General features: G+C 64.6%; 16 protein-coding genes. 13 read left to right on the top strand and 3 right to left on the bottom strand.

The genetic code is table 11. The features are described 5' to 3' along the window. Positions 1-90: 90 nt before the first annotated feature. From ACNQR1_RS06755 to ACNQR1_RS06740, 4 genes are read left to right on the top strand one after another with little or no spacing between them, the layout of a single operon-like run. The gene (locus ACNQR1_RS06755) at positions 91-2,460 is read left to right on the top strand and encodes a xanthine dehydrogenase family protein molybdopterin-binding subunit (RefSeq protein ID WP_418044947.1); all 2,370 of its coding nucleotides are present in this window, start codon (positions 91-93) and stop codon (positions 2,458-2,460) included. 2 nt (positions 2,461-2,462) lie between these two features. Next, the gene (locus tag ACNQR1_RS06750) at positions 2,463-3,167 is read left to right on the top strand and encodes an SRPBCC family protein (protein WP_418044945.1); all 705 of its coding nucleotides are present in this window, start codon (positions 2,463-2,465) and stop codon (positions 3,165-3,167) included. Then, positions 3,164-4,048 (top strand): FAD binding domain-containing protein, encoded by an 885-nt coding sequence (locus ACNQR1_RS06745; RefSeq protein WP_418044943.1) that lies wholly within the window; start codon positions 3,164-3,166, stop codon positions 4,046-4,048. Before ACNQR1_RS06750 ends, ACNQR1_RS06745 begins: the two co-directional genes overlap by 4 nt. Then, positions 4,041-4,547, top strand: a complete 507-nt coding sequence (locus ACNQR1_RS06740) for a (2Fe-2S)-binding protein (protein WP_418044941.1) — start codon at positions 4,041-4,043, stop codon at positions 4,545-4,547. The genes ACNQR1_RS06745 and ACNQR1_RS06740 overlap by 8 nt, the downstream gene beginning before the upstream one ends. On the opposite strand, the gene ACNQR1_RS06735 is transcribed toward ACNQR1_RS06740, so the two are convergent. Next, entirely contained in the window at positions 4,525-4,977 is a 453-nt protein-coding gene (locus ACNQR1_RS06735; RefSeq protein WP_418050299.1) for a YdeI/OmpD-associated family protein, read from the bottom strand. The two genes, ACNQR1_RS06740 and ACNQR1_RS06735, sit on opposite strands and share 23 nt — an antisense overlap. Before the next feature lie 26 nt (positions 4,978-5,003). On the opposite strand from ACNQR1_RS06735, the gene ACNQR1_RS06730 reads away from it, so the two are divergent. From ACNQR1_RS06730 to ACNQR1_RS06715, 4 genes are all read left to right on the top strand, one after another. After that, a complete protein-coding gene (locus tag ACNQR1_RS06730) occupies positions 5,004-6,275 on the top strand; it encodes a tyrosine-type recombinase/integrase (RefSeq protein WP_033711450.1) in 1,272 nt (423 codons plus the stop codon). Next, the gene (locus tag ACNQR1_RS06725; protein ID WP_205626389.1) at positions 6,272-8,803 is read left to right on the top strand and encodes a tyrosine-type recombinase/integrase; all 2,532 of its coding nucleotides are present in this window, start codon (positions 6,272-6,274) and stop codon (positions 8,801-8,803) included. Before ACNQR1_RS06730 ends, ACNQR1_RS06725 begins: the two co-directional genes overlap by 4 nt. Before the next feature lie 151 nt (positions 8,804-8,954). Beyond that, positions 8,955-10,436 carry an ATP-dependent nuclease gene (locus ACNQR1_RS06720; RefSeq protein ID WP_073914419.1) on the top strand — a complete coding sequence of 494 codons (1,482 nt, stop codon included), beginning with the start codon at positions 8,955-8,957 and terminating at the stop codon, positions 10,434-10,436. A gap of 171 nt (positions 10,437-10,607) precedes the next feature. Continuing rightward, positions 10,608-11,495, top strand: a complete 888-nt coding sequence (locus ACNQR1_RS06715) for an NAD(P)-dependent oxidoreductase (RefSeq protein ID WP_418044938.1) — start codon at positions 10,608-10,610, stop codon at positions 11,493-11,495. A 66-nt stretch (positions 11,496-11,561) separates the two neighbouring features. On the opposite strand, the gene ACNQR1_RS06710 is transcribed toward ACNQR1_RS06715, so the two are convergent. Next, on the bottom strand, positions 11,562-12,404 hold the full coding sequence (locus tag ACNQR1_RS06710) for an SDR family oxidoreductase (protein WP_418044936.1): 843 nt from the start codon (positions 12,402-12,404) through the stop codon (positions 11,562-11,564). Between the two features lie 2 nt (positions 12,405-12,406). After that, on the bottom strand, positions 12,407-13,315 hold the full coding sequence (locus ACNQR1_RS06705) for an enoyl-CoA hydratase (protein WP_418044934.1): 909 nt from the start codon (positions 13,313-13,315) through the stop codon (positions 12,407-12,409). A 266-nt stretch (positions 13,316-13,581) separates the two neighbouring features. Here ACNQR1_RS06705 and ACNQR1_RS06700 point away from each other — a divergent pair, with 266 nt between their 5' ends. The 5 genes from ACNQR1_RS06700 to ACNQR1_RS06680 all read left to right on the top strand — a co-directional run bounded on the left by ACNQR1_RS06700 (position 13,582) and on the right by ACNQR1_RS06680 (position 16,523). After that, positions 13,582-13,968, top strand: a complete 387-nt coding sequence (locus ACNQR1_RS06700; protein WP_418044932.1) for an intersectin-EH binding protein Ibp1 — start codon at positions 13,582-13,584, stop codon at positions 13,966-13,968. 56 nt (positions 13,969-14,024) lie between these two features. Further along, entirely contained in the window at positions 14,025-14,363 is a 339-nt protein-coding gene (locus ACNQR1_RS06695; protein WP_418044930.1) for a hypothetical protein, read from the top strand. A gap of 108 nt (positions 14,364-14,471) precedes the next feature. Continuing rightward, positions 14,472-14,861: an intersectin-EH binding protein Ibp1 gene (locus ACNQR1_RS06690; protein WP_418044928.1), complete on the top strand. Its 390-nt coding sequence runs from the start codon at positions 14,472-14,474 to the stop codon at positions 14,859-14,861. A 45-nt stretch (positions 14,862-14,906) separates the two neighbouring features. Continuing rightward, positions 14,907-15,071: a hypothetical protein gene (locus ACNQR1_RS06685; RefSeq protein WP_418044926.1), complete on the top strand. Its 165-nt coding sequence runs from the start codon at positions 14,907-14,909 to the stop codon at positions 15,069-15,071. Continuing rightward, positions 15,072-16,523 (top strand): alpha,alpha-trehalose-phosphate synthase (UDP-forming), encoded by a 1,452-nt coding sequence (locus tag ACNQR1_RS06680; protein WP_418044924.1) that lies wholly within the window; start codon positions 15,072-15,074, stop codon positions 16,521-16,523. The last annotated feature ends 30 nt before the right edge of the window (positions 16,524-16,553 follow it).

Genomic DNA, 16,553 nt, shown 5'->3' with positions numbered 1-16,553 from the left:
GTACGATAATCGCACTCTTGAGGTGGCATCGGCAGCCCTGGTGGCCACCTACTTACGCGCAACACCAAACGGACGGATTGGAGCGATCCCATGGCGTCAGCCGTACCGGAGACCGTCGCAACCCGCTACGCCGGCAGACGGGTCGAGCGGGTCGAGGACACCCGCCTGCTCACCGGACGCGGCACATACGTCGACGACATCACGCGGCCCGGCATGTTGCACGCCTGCTTCGTCCGCAGCCCCTACGCACGCGCGACGTTCACCACTGTCGATGCCGCCGCAGCCCGGGCGCTGCCCGGAGTGCACGCGGTGCTCACGGCCGCCGACCTCAACCCCGAGGTCAAGGAGGCCTGGCATGCCGTCGCGGGCAAGGACGTCCCCGACACCCCTCGGCCACCACTGGCCGAGGGCGAGGTGAAGTTCGTCGGCGATCCGGTGGCCCTGGTCATCGCCGAGAACCGCTACATCGCCGAAGACGCGGCCGACCTGGTCGACGTCGACTACGAGCCGCTGCCCGCGATCGCCGACTTCCGCCAGGCGCTGACCTCCGAGATATCCGTCCACGAGGCCTTCGCCGACAACAATGCCGGGGGTATGGCCGGCATGCCGCCCGACGAAGAGGTCTTCGGCTCTGCCGCGCATGTGGTGAAGGAACACATCTACCAGCAGATGCATGTCCCGGTGCCGATCGAGACGCGCGGCATGGTCACCGAGTGGTCTGCCACCTCCGGGGAGCTGACCATCTGGGCCTCCACCCAGACCCCCCACGAGCTACGGGCATTCGCGGCCCGCCTGCTCGGCATCCCGGCCCAGCATGTGCGGGTCATCATGCGCGACACCGGCGGTGGGTTCGGCCAGAAGGTCGTCCCGATGCGCGAGGACATGTGCATCATGCTGGCCGCCCGCAAAGTGGCGACCTCGCTGAAGTGGATCGAGGACCGCCGCGAGAACCTGATGTCGGCGGGGCAGTCCCGCCACGTCGACGGCGACGTGCGCATGGCGTTCGACGACGACGGCGCCATCCTGGCCGCCGACATCGACTTCATCCAGGACGTGGGCTCGTACCCGACCCCGTATCCGGTGCTGACCACCGCGGCCATCGGGATGTTCTTCCCCGGTCCGTACCGGGTGCCCAAGGCAAGCTTCAACTACAAGACGGTGTTCTCCAACACCGCGGGCCTGCATGCCTATCGCGGGCCGTGGCAGTACGAAACCCTCACCCGCGAAATACTTCTCGACATCGCCGCTCGCAAGATGGGCATGGATCCCGTCGAACTGCGGCGCAAGAATCTGCTCCGCCGCGACGAGATGCCGTACTTCAACCCCAACGGCATGCCGTATGACCACGTCGCCCCCATCGAGACGTTCGAGCAGGCGGTCAAGATCCTCGACCACGAGGGCTTCCGCAAGGAGCAGGCCGAGGCGCTGGCCCAGGGCCGCTACCTCGGACTCGGCTTCTCCGCCTACATCGAGCCGACCGGCGCGGCCACCGGCCACCTGGCCAGCGAGGGCTGCACGATCCGGATGGAGCCGACCGGCAAGATCAACGTGTACGTCAACGGCGGCTCCACCGGAAACAGCCTGGAAACCACCGTCATTCAGCTCACCGCCGACGCTCTGGGCGCCGACATCAACGATGTCGCCACCATCCAGGGCGATACCGCGGTGACGCCGTACGGTGCGGGCACCCAGGGCAGCCGCAGCGCGCCGATGACGGCGGGTGCGGTCAACGAGGCCGGCACCATCCTGCGCAACCAGCTTGTCGCGATGGCCGCGGCCCGGCTCGGGGTCGAGGAGTCCGAGATCGAGCTCGGCGGGTCCAAAGCCGTCGTACGCAGCGATCCCGAAAAGAGCGTCAGCTTCGCCGATCTGGCGTTCCGCGCCCACTACGAGCCGCAGATGCTGCCGCCCGGCACGTCGGCATCGCTGGAGGCCACCGCCCGCTACACCGCACCGCCGACCGCCCCGATCCACTGGGCCAACGCCACCCATGCCTGCACCTGTGAGATCGACATCGTCACCGGTCACGTCACCCTCACCCGCTACATCGTCAGCGAGGACGTCGGCCCGATGATCAACCCCAACGTGGTCGAGGGCCAGATCGCCGGCGGCACCGTCCAGGGCATCGGCGGCGCCCTGTTGGAGAAACTCTCCTATGACGACGCCGGGAACCCGTTGTCCTCAACGTTTGTCGACTATCTGCTGCCCACCGCGACCGAGGTCCCGACGATCGAGTACGGCCACGTCGAGATCCCCGGCCCCGGCGTCGGCGGCTACAAGGGTGCGGGCGAGGGCGGCGCGATCGGCTCGACGCCCGCGGTCATCAACGCCGTCAACGACGCGTTGGCCCCGCTCGGCGTCACCCTGACCACGTTGCCCGCCACCCCGGCAGCCATCGTCGAAGCCATCGAACAGGCGCAGGCATCCCGCTCGCAGGAACAAGAAGGAAGGGACCACTAATCGTGGAGCTCAACAACGAATTCCGGGTCGCGGTACCTGCGGCGAAAACCTGGGAGGTGCTCACCGACGTCGAACGCGTCGCGCCCTGCCTGCCCGGGGCCACCCTGCTGAGCGTCGACGGCGACGACTTCACCGGTGCGGTCAAGGTGAAGGTCGGCCCGATCACGGTGTCCTACAAGGGCGATGCGACGTTCCAGGAAAAGGACTCGGCCGCGCAGCGGGTCGTCCTCAAGGCCAGCGGCAAGGAGACCCGCGGCAACGGCACCGCCTCGGCCATCGTGACCGCCCAGCTCAAGGACGAGGGTGCCGACTCCACGCTCGTCGTGGTCACCACGGATCTGGCCATCTCGGGTAAGGCGGCCCAGTTCGGCCGCGGTGTGCTCGCCGATGTGGCAGGCAGTCTGATCGACCAGTTCGCCAAGAGCCTGGAAGCCGAACTCCTCGGCGGGACGGCACCGGTGACCGAAACCGGCTCCACCGCGGGGTCATCCGAGCAGGCGCCGCAGGAGGCCGCCCCGATCAATGCGCTTGCGCTGGCCAAGGTGATGGCAGTCCCGATGGCCAAGCGCTTCGCCCCCGCCATCGGCGCGGTCGCCACCGCAGGCGTGCTCGGCTTCCTGTTCGGCCGGGCCGGCCGCAACAAGCGCAAGAGCAGCGGGCTCACCGCCGAGGATCTGCACGCCGCGCTGCTGCGGTTGGTGTCATGAAGCCCGCACCGTTCGCGTATCACCGACCCGGCACGGTCGCCGAGGCGGTGTCCATGCTCGGCGAGTACGGCGAGGACGCCAAGATCCTGGCAGGCGGACAGAGCCTGGTGCCGATGCTGGCCATGCGCCTGACGCATTTCGAGAATCTGATCGACATCTCGCGGCTGCCCGAGTTGAACGACATCACACTGCAGGGCAACGAGGTTCGGATCGGCGCGGCCACCCCGCACGCCATGGTCGGCCTGGACGACGAGGTCGCCGATTCGGTACCGCTGCTCACCCTGGCCACGCCACACATCGGCCACTTCCAGATCCGCAGCCGCGGGACCCTGGGCGGCGCGATCGCGCACGCCGATCCGGCAGCCGAATATGCCGCGGTGGCGCTGGCACTCGACGCCACGGTCGAGGCCACCTCGTCCCGCGGCACCCGCCAGATCCCCGCCGCCGAGTTCTTCACCGGCCTGTGGGAAACCTCATTGGCTCCCGACGAGATCCTGACTGCCGTGCGTTTCCCGGTGGCATCCGGCCGCAGTGGCTTCGGGATCGCCGAATTCGCCCGACGCCATGGCGATTTCGCCATCGCCGGCGCCGTGGTCGGGTTCGACCTCGACGAGGACGACCGGATCACCCGTTGCGGTATCGGCCTGCTCGGACTCGGCTCCACACCGCTGCGGGCCACCCCGGCCGAGAGAGCCGTTCTCGGCACCCCGATCGGCGGTATCACCGCTGACGAGATCGGCCGGCTGGCGATGTCCGAGCTCACCGACATTCCTTCCGATCTGCAGGGCTCGGCGTCGTACCGGGCCCGGGTCGGGGCCGCCATGGTGTCCAGAGCCTGGGTCCAGGCAACCACGCACGCCGAGGAGGCCCTCAATGCATGAACTACCGGTTGCAGTTTCGGTCAACGGCCGTGACTACCAGGGGGTGGTGGAGCCGCGGGTGACTCTCGCCGATTTCCTGCGGGACAACTGTGGTCTCACCGGCACCCACCTCGGCTGCGAGCACGGTGCCTGCGGCGCCTGCACGGTCCTGCTGGACGGTCAGGCGGTCCGGTCGTGCCTGGTGTTCGCAGTTCAGGTCGACGGTCAGGAAGTGACCACCGTCGAGGGCATCGCCGGCCCGGACGGTCAGCTGTCCCCGGTGCAGGCCGCCCTCAAGGAGTGCCACGGTCTCCAATGCGGCTTCTGCACGCCGGGATTCGTCACCTCGATCACCGCGCTTCTGCGGGACAACCCGGACCCCACCGATGAGGAGATCCGCGAGGGGCTCTCGGGCAACTTCTGTCGGTGCACCGGCTACCAGGGCATCGTCAACGCTGTGCACCGGGTTTGTGACCACACAGAGGAGAGCACCGAGCTCAAGCCCCTAGGTCAGCAATAACTTTCGCGATGCGTCGGGCCCGGGTCTCGGCGGCCTTGGCCCCTTCCACCGACGTGACGTGCGCCTTCTGTTTGCTGTAGGACAGGCGCTCCCACTGCGCGGCAGCGCCCGCCGACCCGTCGATTGCGGCCCGCAGATCGTCGGGCACTGTGACGGTGCGCGGCTCGGTGTCGACGGTCAGTTCCACGTCGATGGCATTGCCACCGCCGATACCCGACTCCCTGCGGCGCTCGGCGCTGAACGGGATCAGGAACTTGCCGCCCATCGGCGCGATCGTCGAGCGGTACCGGTAGCCGTTCACATCGATCACCACGGCCGGGCGCTTACCCGCCCCCAGTGCCGCCACCACGTCGGCGGGAACTTCGATGCCGGTGTTGTTGCCATCCTGGAATCTGTTGACTGAACTAAGATACGAATCATTGCAGGTCAGATAGGGCTTTGGTACGTTCCCGAGTCATGGGCGATCCGGATGGGGTGCGGAATCTTGCAGTGCTGGTGGTGCCCGATGTTGGCCGGCTTGAGGCGACCGGTGACCGCTGGGTGCCGTTTCGCATGCTTGACGCAAACGGGATTTCCATTGAACCAGTCGCGGCGTTTTTCGCCGAGTTGCAGGCCGCAGATCGGCGGCCTGGCACGATCCGCTCGTATGGTCACGATCTGTTGCGGTGGTGGAGGTTTCTAGCTGCGGTCGGGGTGGACTGGGACCGCGCGACATCGATCGAGGGCCGTGACTTCGCACGTTGGATGATGCTGGCCGACAAGCCCGTTCGTGTTCATTGGCGGCACCGTGACGGAAATAAGGCAGCTGCTCCCGCACCGTCCAGGCGTGACGGTGGAGTGAATGCTGTGACTGGCAAGCCGGAACCGTCGAGTCGTTACGCTTCGTCGACGAGAGTGCACGCTGAGGCGGTATTGCGCTCGTTCTACGACTTTCAGATCGAGTTGGGGCGGGGTCCGCTGGTCAATCCGTTCCCATTGGATCGTTCACGTCGGCCGGGACGGCGCAATGCTCACCGGAACCCGCTGGATGCGGTGTCTGGCGATCGGGCAGGTCGGTACCGTCCGCGACGACAGCGTCGGATACCGAAGAGCATTCCCGATGACCAGTTCAACCGATTGTTCGCAGATCTGCGCACGCATAGGGATCGTGCCCTGCTGGCGTTTTGGGTATCGACGGGCGCCCGTGCCGACGAACTGTTGTCGACCACACAATTCGATGTGGATCCGGGGCAACAACTGATCCGTGTGACGCGTAAGGGATCTCGGGCGGTGCAATGGCTTCCCGCGTCACAGGATGCGTTCGTGTGGCTGCGCCTGTATCAGGAACAGGTGTGGAAGCGGGGCGCACCTCGCGGCAAGTCGCATCCGTTGTGGCTGACCTTGCGCCGGCCGTGGCGGCCCGTGTCGTATCCGGCGGCCCGGGCGATGTTCTCTCGTACGCAGGATGCGCTGGGGTCGAATTGGACCATTCACGATCTGCGGCATACGGCCGCGACCCGGATGAGCAATGACCCTGAAATGTCGATCACGGACGTGCAGTGGGTACTGGGCCACGCTCACCTGACGACCACGCAGATCTACACCACACCCACAGAGGAGGACGTGGTCGCGCGAACGCTGGCCCATCAGCGCCGCGTCGCCGCACAACCCAGTGACGTGGCGCCTCCGGCGGCGGGGTATCACCAACAGTCGCTCGACGTGCTCTTCAGCCGCGGAGCGACCCGATGAAAACTCCGTCGCGTCCCGACGTGGTGACTGCCGCTGTGCCGCCAGGCGTGAAACCAACGGGTTGGCAGGTTTCGGGGCGCGGTGAGTATGCCCAAGACATGCTGCGGCGCTTTCCGGCCCGTATCGCTGCACCCTGCCCCGATCTCGGCGCAGCATCCATCGATGAGGTGTTGATGCGAATCAGCGTGGCCGGCCGGGCCGCAATGCCGTTGACTCCCAAACAAGTCCGTGGTGCCACAGGCCTGTTGCGCTGGCTCGCGTCCCTATCAGGTGACACCTGGCAGCAACGATGGATAACAAGCGGAGCCGAGGAACGCGAGGCGGACTGGATCACTGAGCCTGCATTGTGGCTCGGTGCTCACACCAGACGCGTCGGCGCGTCAGCACTTAAGGCCGGCTTTCTGGTCTTGGTCGCAGCAGAAGTCTTGTCTCCCAGCTTGATGTTCTTTTCGTCACGCAAACGCGACCCTGACTTGACCGACATCATGACTGCTCGCCGCGATCCGGGCGGTTTCGCTGCCATTGAGGCGGCTACGGATTCCGATCTGTGGGGCTCGCAGCCGGGCAGACTGGCTCGATGGCAGATCGCTGCCATCCTCGCCGCCAAAGGCGGCGGGATCACCGACATCACGGTTGGCGACTGTGTACAGCTGCGCCAGGTCGAAATTAGCTTGTGCCTCACTGGATCACGCCGATACCTGTTCTATGCGATTCTGCGATCGGCCGGGGTGTTCACCGGCGGCGCACCCGCCACTCTGCGCAGAATCACCTCCTATGGAGGACAACTCACACCCGAACAGCTCATCGATCGCTATCACGTGGAGAACGGCAGAATCCGCGACCTGTTGGTGGACTACCTAACCGAACGCCAACCCGCGCTGGACTACACCAGTTTGGAGGGGTTGGCCCGCTATCTCGGTTCGAATTTCTGGCGTGACCTCGAAATTCACCATCCCGGGATCGAGTCGTTGAAATTGAGTCCTGAAGTCGCCTCGGCATGGAAAGAACGGCTGCGCACCAAAACAACTCGCCGACAGCTACCCGACGGAACCGTCACCGAGACGGTCGCACCGCGCGGCAACTACATCCCGATCCTGCACCAGGTGCGTGCCTTCTACCTTGACCTTGCTCAGTGGGCCACCGAAGACCCCGCTCGCTGGGCACCGTGGGCCGTCCCGAGTCCCATCAGCGCCACCGAGGTGCTATTGAAGAAGACCTTCGCCCGGCGCAAGGCTCGTATCGACCAGCGCACGCGGGATCTACGTCCATTCCTGCCGACGATCGTTGATGCCGCCGCACAACGGGCCCAAGACGCTCGAGTACGGCTTGAGGCAGCGTTGGCCACCGACGACGACACATTCACCGTGTGTGGTGAGACGTTCACAAGAGCGGTTCTATCGAGTCGCCGCGGCACACGCCGGCAGCGCACCGCCGCCGTCGACGCCTCGGGCCGCAAACGGCATCTGCTCAGGGAGGAGAACCGCGCGTTCTGGGGCTGGGCGGCTGTGGAGTTTCTGCGCCACACAGGAGTTCGAATCGAAGAGATGCTCGAAACAAGCCACCACAGCATCACCCAGTATCAGCTACCCAAGACGGGTGAGATCATCCCGCTGTTGCATATCGCCCCATCGAAAACCGACCAGGAACGTCTCCTGGTCGTGAGTCCCGAATTGGCCGATGTACTGGCCACGATCATTACCCGGGTCCGGGGCGACTCTGAGTCGATACCGCTGGTGCCGTTCTACGACGAACACGAGCGAGTATGGGAACCACCTTCTCCCTTGCTCTTTCAATGGAACGATGTTGGCCACCGCTCCGCCTTGTCTACCGCGACGATCCGGACAGCCATCAAAGAAGCGTTCGAGGCCACCGACGTCAAAGACGCCGACGGGCAACCCCTCTATTTCCGGCCCCACGACTTCCGGCGAATCTTTACCACCGACGCGATCCTGAACGGGATGCCACCACATATCGCCCAACTTCTACTGGGGCACAAGGACATCAACACCACCATGGGATACAAGACCATCTATCCCCAGGAAGCAATCAACGGCCACCGCGCGTTCATCGCACGGCGCCGAGCGCTGCGCCCCGGCGAGGAATACCGCACCCCGACCGACGCCGAATGGGACGAATTCCTCGGGCATTTCGAACGTCGCAAGCTCGCCCTTGGGGACTGCGGCCGCGCCTACGGGACCAGTTGTCAACACGAGCACAGCTGCATCCGCTGCCCAGTGCTTCGGGTCGATCCGGCGCAGCGGTCCCGCCTGGAGACCATCCGCGACAATCTCAGCGACCGGGTCGCTGAAGCCGAGGAAGCAGGATGGCTCGGAGAAGCCGATGGGCTACGCACGAGCCTGGCTGCCGCCGAAGAGAAACTCGCCGAGCTCGACCACCGCGCACGCCAGCAAGCGACCGTATTCCTCGCGACACCGTCATTGCCGGAGATGACCGCCCGAACCGCAGCAGATCTGCGTTCGGAGGAGTTCGCACTGGGACGCTCCCGAGAGTTCACCCTTCGCCCCTGACGAGCTGACGAGCGGCATCTGGCGCTTACCTGTGAAGCATCTCAAGGCCGTGTCTGGCCCGAACCGACTGCCGGTGGTGGATATCAGTGGCAGAATGAGCCGTGTTTTTGCACGATATCCATTGGTAGTCGAAGTGAGGCAAGCCAACAAAATGAGCCACGACGACAATGTTCGGAAGCTGGCAGCAAAGTTCAGGGCTGACCACAGATATGCCAACTTCGGGCCGATCTTGCAGTCCATTGAGATTCACGGCTTTCGGGGCGTTGCCGATCTTACTATCGAATTTCAATCACCTATTACCGCGTTGTCAGGATTGAATGGAACAGGAAAGAGCACTATTGCCCGGCTTGCAAGTTGCGCATACCGAAAAGCGGTCACTGCGGCACTTGCAAGATTTTACGTGAAGGATTTCTTCCCTGTATCGGCGGCCGACCCATCACCATTCAGCGACGATGCAAGGGTATTTTATTCATATTGCGTAGAGCGCGGGGCGGAGCCGCAAAAAGTAACGGTTAGCAGGAAGGCTAGAGAATGGTCTGGCTACAAACGACAGCCTGAAAGAGCGTGTTACTACATCGGCTTTACCCAGTTCATACCTAAGGTCGAACGCCGTGACTTGTCTATATACGGTGGCCACCGTATCCAATTGGGCGCGTCACGTGAACTACCAAACGATGCGGCCAATAACGTAGCCACGATACTCGGATTACCATACGATGAGCTGGGCTTCACCGAGGTTACCCATTCCAACCGAACCGCAGAGTTGGCGATGGCAACTCGAAACGGGAAACGGTACTCAGAGAATCATATGGGCTTCGGCGAAGGGCGTGTCGTCTATATGGTCAACACAATGGAAGGCGCTCCGACGCAGAGCCTGTTTGTTCTTGAAGAGCCTGAGACCTCGCTCCATGGCGAGGCTCAACGCCGCCTCGCCAGATACCTAGTTGACGTGGCGGGCCGTCGCGGTCACCAGATCATACTAACGACTCACAGTTCTGCGATTCTGATGGAACTTGGGCGCGATTCAGTCGTATACCTGAAACGACAACCGGATGGTCTCATTGACGCAGCGACCGGGCTGAGCACCTATCAGATAGACGCATATTTGCATGGTGATGCACGGGACAATGAAAGAGCGATCGTTTGCGTAGAGGATGAATTTTCCCGTCGCCTCACAATTGAGATAATCCGTAGTTGCGCTAGCGACTTTCTCTCAGGGGTCCAGGTTCTGGGCGTTGGAGATGCGCAAAACATACCATCGGCCGTTTCACTTTTGCGAAAAGCGGGCATTAGAGCAGTCGGACTGTATGACGGCGATATCAAAATAGGCGATTTGAAGGATCTCAAACCCTTCGTGGCAAGCCTACCAGGTGGTGTCGCGCCCGAGATATTGGTTTTTGGCTGCGCCGAGGTGGAAGAGCATTTCAAAGTCAATCACCGCATCAGTATCGCAGAGGTGATCAGCAGCGTTGACGACCATCACGACTATATCCGCGCAGTGGCTAAGAAATTAATGCTCGACGAGACCTACATTGCCACGGAGGTATGCCGCGTCTACGCTTCCACCCGCGATGCGACCGAATTTACTTCGACCGGAGAATTCCTTCGAGAAACATTGAGTGACCGCCGGTAACGGGTTCGACACCGAGTAACGCTACGACTACGCTAGATCGCTTTTCGCGATCGCCCAAATCGAAATTTCAGCATTGGCCATGCGTGGGGCCAATGTTAGTTCAGAAAAAACATCACTGTCGAGAACTTCATCGCGCCTCCCGTCGCCAACGTAGTCGGTAAGAGTGGAGGTATGAAGATCGGATTCATCGGCCTGGGCAACATGGGCGCGGCCATGGCCGCCAACCTGCTCACGGCAGGACACGAAGTCACCGCCTACAACCGCTCCCCCGACAAGGTGACCGCGCTGGCCGCCCAGGGGGCGCGACCGGCAGCGTCGGTCGCCGAGGCCTGCCGGGGCGACGTCGTCGTCACGATGCTGGCCAACGACGACGCGGTCGAGGCGGTGACTTTCGGAGATCACGGCGTGGTGGCCTCCCTGCCCGACGGTGCCGTTCACGTCTCGTCGTCGACCATCAGTGTCGCCCTGGCCCAGCGGCTGGCCAAGGCCCATGGCGAGGCCGGCCAGGGTTTTGTCGCCGCCCCGGTGTTCGGCAGGCCCGAGGCCGCCGCGGCAGCCAAGTTGTTCGTCGTGGCCGCCGGCGCCCCGGCCACCGTGGCAGCGGTGACGCCGGTGTTCGATGCGATCGGGCAGCGCACATTCGTCCTCGCCGAAGACCCTCAAGCCGCGAACCTGGTGAAGATCAGCGGCAACTTCCTGATCGCCTCGGTGATCGAATCCCTGGGCGAGGCAATGGCACTGGTGAGCAAGGCCGGAGTTGACAAACAGCAGTACCTGGAACTGCTGACGTCGACGTTGTTCGACGCTCCGGTGTATCGCACCTACGGCGGTCTGCTGGCGCGCGAGGAGTTCACCCCGGCCGGGTTCGCCGCCACCCTGGGGCTCAAGGACGTCAAATTGGCGCTGAGTGCAGGCGAGGAGCTACAGGTGCCGCTACCCGTCGCGAGCCTGCTGCGGGACCGTTTCCTCACGCTGCTGGCGACGGGTGGCGGCGATTTGGATTGGTCGGCGGCCGGTGCGCTGAGTGCGTGGGAGGCCGGCGGGGACCACCCGGCCTAGAACGAAGCAGCGCTGAAGATTGCGGTCACGTGGTGACCGCAATCTTCAGCGCAAAGTCCTCTGTGCCTACTCGCTCGGAACGACGCCGCGCAGGCCGTCGGTGCCGTAGAGCGGTTCCAGCATTCCGGAGATGTCGGGGCCACGGCGGAGGCTGTGCCCGCCGTCGACACCGACGGACTGACCGGTGATCCAGCCCGCGGCGTCACTGAGCAGGAACACCGCCAGGTTGGCGATGTCCTCGACCTCGCCGAACCGCGGCATCGGCGTGCAGGCCTCGTAGTCCTCGCGGGCTGCCGGCAGTTCGAAGACAGGGCCGACCATCTCGGTACGGGTCAAGCCGGGACGAATGCTGTTGAACCGCACCGAGGACGGCCCCAGCTCGTCGGCGGCCAGCTTGAGCAGATGGTCGAACGCCGCCTTGCTCACGCCATACGCACCGAACCAACGGTGTGTGTTGGTCGAGGCGATCGAAGAAATGCCGACGAACGAGCCGCCACCACCGCGGACCATCTCGCGGCCTGCATGCTTGATGAGGTACATCGTCCCGTTGACGTTGAGATCGACGGTCTGGCGCCACAGTTCGGAGTCGATCTGGGTGATCGGACCGATGGTCAGCGACCCACCGGCGCTGTGCACCACACCGTGCAGCTGACCGTTCCAGGCAGTGGCCACGTCGACCGCGCGGCGGACCTCGTCCTCGTTGGTGACGTCGGCGGGCTCGTAGCGCACCGATCCACCAGCGGTAGACCCTGCGTTCAATTCGTCAGCGGCCGCACTCAGCTTGTCGGCATTGCGCCCGATCAGCAGGGCGTTACCGCCGGCGGCGACGATGGCAGCCGCGGCACCCTTACCGATGCCGCTACCGCCACCGGTGACCAGAAAAGTTCGATCCTCTAACGAAATCTGCATGGTCATGGTGTATCACGCCGGGCGGGCTTGGGAGCCCCCAATGTCCGCCAGTCGGGAACATCCGGCGGCATACCTACCGGCCAGCGGTTCTCGTTGGTCGACGCCCAGTGCGCGTGCCCGAGTTCGTGAATGTGGAAGGCATGGCGCAGTGCCTCGGTGAAGCCCATCGCGTCGCTGGCCGCGTTGACAGAATCCTTGACCAGCAAGGCCGCCATCGTCGGCCGCTCGGCGATGCGCCGGGCGAATTCCAGTGTCTTGTCTTCGAGTTCGTCGCGCGCGAACACCTTGGACACCATGCCCAAGCGATACGCCTCATCGGCATCGATCGAATCACCGGTCAGCAAAAGCTCTTTGGCCTTGCGGGCGCCGAACTCCCAGGGGTGGGCGTAATACTCGACGCCCGGCATCCCCATTCGTACCCCGACGACGTCGCTGAACTTGGCGTCGTCGGCGGCCACGATCAGATCGCAGGCCCAGATTAGCATCAGGGCCGCCGAGATCGCATTGCCCTGCACCTGGGCGATCGTGATCTTGCGCAGATCACGCCAACGCCGGGTGTTCTCGAAGTAGAAGTGCCACTCCTGCAGATACGTGCGCTCGGTGATGCTTGCGGCGGTGGCACCGTGTGAGCGGAACGTCGGGTGCTGGGTCGGGCCGGGCGCACGCTCTGCCAATGCCTCTTCGGAACCGAGGTCGTGACCGGCCGAGAAGTTCTTGCCGCGGGCGGCCAGGATCACCACCCGGACCGCATCATCGGCCTCGGCCCGGCCGAACGCCTCGTCGAGTTGCACCAGCAGCGTTCGGGACTGAGCGTTCTGTGCATCGGGACGGTTCAGCCAGATCCGGGCGATGCGTCCCTCATCGAGTGTCTCGTATTCGACCTGACGGGCCTCGTCGTCGGAACTGACCATTTCGGACCACCTCTTAGGCAGGGTAAGTAAGTTACGAACTGCACATTACGTGTATCGCGTAACCAGGCTCACACCGGGATCACAGCTATCATTCAGCGGCTTCACAGCGGAGGCCTGCGACGGTCGACGCCGCGTCGTCCGGCGGGTTATTTCCCCTAGTAAAGGGTAGTATATCGACCATGAGGCGACATCACGGATAATCGTCGCCCACCCACCGCGGCCGGGGTTGAGCAAACCTTGTGAGGCCCAGAAGAGAAAGCACCGCAATGGCCAACTCCCCGTTTATCGCGCGTCGCTTCGCCGTCGCGGCAGGCATTGCCGTGGCCATCGCTGCAGCCCCCGCCCTGACCGTCCTCGCCATGCCCGTTCCCGGCTCGCTCGCCTCCTGCCCCAACGGGGAGACCGAAGACACCTTCACCAACGTGTGCGTCCCGGATCTGGTGCCGAACTCGCCCAGCGCGTTCGCCCCGACCGCCGGCAATCCGAACCTCCCCTCGGTGAACGTGCCCGACGGAGGCGGTTCGATCCCGTGCACCGGCGCCAATTCCGGTGAGTGCATCGGCCTGGCCGAGGAACAGCAATCCGAGGGCCCGCAACCGGTTCCGCAGTCGACCGTCGGCAGCAGCCCGACCGTGCACGGCTCCATCGGCTGATACAGCGCCACGGCAGAGACCGCACAGTAAACCCTCAGCAGTCCTAGACTGCTGAGGTGAAATCACGTGCTGCGGCCGTCGCCCTGTCCGTCGCCGGCGCCGCAGGCGCACTGTCGCTGTGGCTCGGTGCGCCGGCGGCACAAGCGGCGTGCACCACCGGCGAGGAAGAGGACGTCTACACGACGACCTGCACGCCATTCCTGGTGCCGAATTCACCCTCGCCGTTCAGCGGCATCCCCGGCAACCCGGATTTGCCGGCAGTGAACCTGCCCGGCGGAGGCGGAGCCATCCCTTGCACAGGCCACAACGCCGGGGAGTGCATCGGACTGGCCGAGGAGGACGAGGCCGAAGGGCCACAACCCATTCCGCGCTCAACGATCAGCGCCAGCCCGTAGCAGATTGGGGCGGTTTCCCAGCCAACTCGTAGATCTGATGCAGATCTCTCACAGCATCCATAGAATCCCACTCAACAAAACAATCGAATACCTAGAGAAAGCGTGACGATGGCGACCTTCCCGATCTCGATGCGACGACTGATCTTTGCCGGCGGATTTGCACTCGCTGTAGCCGCCGCCCCAGCGATCGCCGCGTTCTCCGTGCCCGTGTCTTCCGGCCCGGCGGTGGCCTGCCCGACCGGCGAGGAAGAAGACCTCTACACCGGCAACTGCGTCCCGCACACCGTGCCGAACTCCCCCGCGCCGTTCAGCGCCACCCCGGCCAACCCCGACCTGCCCTCGGTGAACGTGCCGGGCGGCGGCGGCTCCATCCCGTGCACCGGTGCCAACTCGGGCGAGTGCATCGGACTGGCCGAGGAACAGCAGGCTCAGGGGCCGCAGCCGGTCCCGGAGTCGACCGTCGGCAGCAGCCCGACCGTGCACGGTTCCATCGGCTGATGGCGTGAGGCGACCGGGGTCCTCCCGGTCGCCTACAGTTATGTCATGCCTGCGAAACCTGATACCGCCGAGATCGACGACGTCGAACCGCTCGCCGACAGCACCGCCAGCCAGGCCCGTCGCGTTGTGGCGACCTATGCCACCGATGCCGACGAGTGCCGGATGTTCCTGTCCATGCTCGGCATCGGGCCCTCGAAGTCCGAGGCGTAAATGAGTCCGGAGGGCGGCCCCAAGGCCGCCTCCGGTAACTCCGACTTCGTCGTGGTGGCCAATCGGCTGCCCATCGACATGGAGCGGTTGCCGGATGGCAGCACGACCTGGAAGCGCAGCCCCGGCGGGCTGGTGACAGCACTGGAACCGCTGCTGCGTAAACGCCGCGGCGCGTGGATCGGTTGGGCCGGCATCCCCGACAGTGGCGAAGAGCCCATCGTCGAGGAGGACCTGCAGCTCTATCCCGTGGAACTGTCCGCCGAGGACGTCGCGGACTACTACGAGGGGTTTTCGAACGCCACCCTGTGGCCGCTCTACCACGACCTCATCGTCAAACCCGTCTACCACCGCAAGTGGTGGGACAGCTATGTCGACGTGAACCGGCGTTTCGCCGAGGCCACGGCCCGGGCGGCCGCGCCCGGCGCCACGGTCTGGATCCAGGACTATCAGCTGCAGCTCGTCCCGAAGATGCTGCGCATGCTGCGTCCCGATGTCACGATCGGCTTCTTTCTCCACATCCCGTTCCCGCCCGTCGAACTGTTCATGCAGATGCCGTGGCGCACGGAGATCGTCGAGGGACTGCTCGGGGCCGATCTGGTCGGATTCCACCTCGCCGGGGGCGCACAGAACTTCCTGGTCCTGGCTCGCCGGCTGGTCGGGGCCAACACCTCACGGGCGTCGATCGGCGTCCGCTCCCGATTCGGCGAGGTCTCCTACGGGTTCCGCACCATCAAGGTCGGCGCCTTCCCCATCTCGATCGACTCGGCCGATCTGGACGCCAAGGCCCGCAACCGGACGGTGCGGCAGCGCGCCCGCCAGATCCGGGCCGAGCTCGGCAACCCGCGCAAGATCCTGCTCGGCGTCGACCGGCTCGACTACACCAAGGGCATCGACGTGCGGCTGCACGCGTTCTCCGAGCTGCTCGAAGAACGGCGGGTCAAACGCGACGACACCGTCCTGGTCCAGCTCGCCACGCCCAGCCGTGAACGCGTCGAGAGCTACAAGGCCATGCGCGAGGACATCGAGCGCCAGGTCGGCCACATCAACGGCGAGTACGGCGAGGTCGGGCACCCGGTGGTGCACTACCTGCACCGGCCGGTGCCCCGTGACGAGCTCATCGCGTTCTTCGTCGCCGCCGACGTCATGCTGGTCACCCCACTGCGCGACGGGATGAACCTGGTCGCCAAGGAGTACGTGGCATGCCGCAGCGACCTCGGTGGCGCGTTGGTGCTGTCCGAGTTCACCGGCGCGGCGGCTGAGCTGCGCCAGGCCTACCTGACCAATCCGCACCACCTCGAGGGCGTCAAGGACGCGATCGAGGCGGCGCTGGAACAGAGTCCCGAGGAGGGCAGGCGCCGGATGCGTGCGCTGCGTCGTCAGGTGTTGGCCCATGACGTCGACCGGTGGGCCCGCGCGTTTCTCGCCGCGCTGGCAAGCGCGAATCCAGCCTGAGCGCTGGCAAGCGCGAATCCAGCCTGAGCG

Source organism: Mycobacterium sp. 48b (assembly GCF_048282725.1).
Lineage (GTDB): Bacteria > Actinomycetota > Actinomycetes > Mycobacteriales > Mycobacteriaceae > Mycobacterium.
The sequence above is the reverse complement of the archived record's forward strand: the minus strand, read 5'-3'. Positions and strand labels throughout refer to the sequence as shown.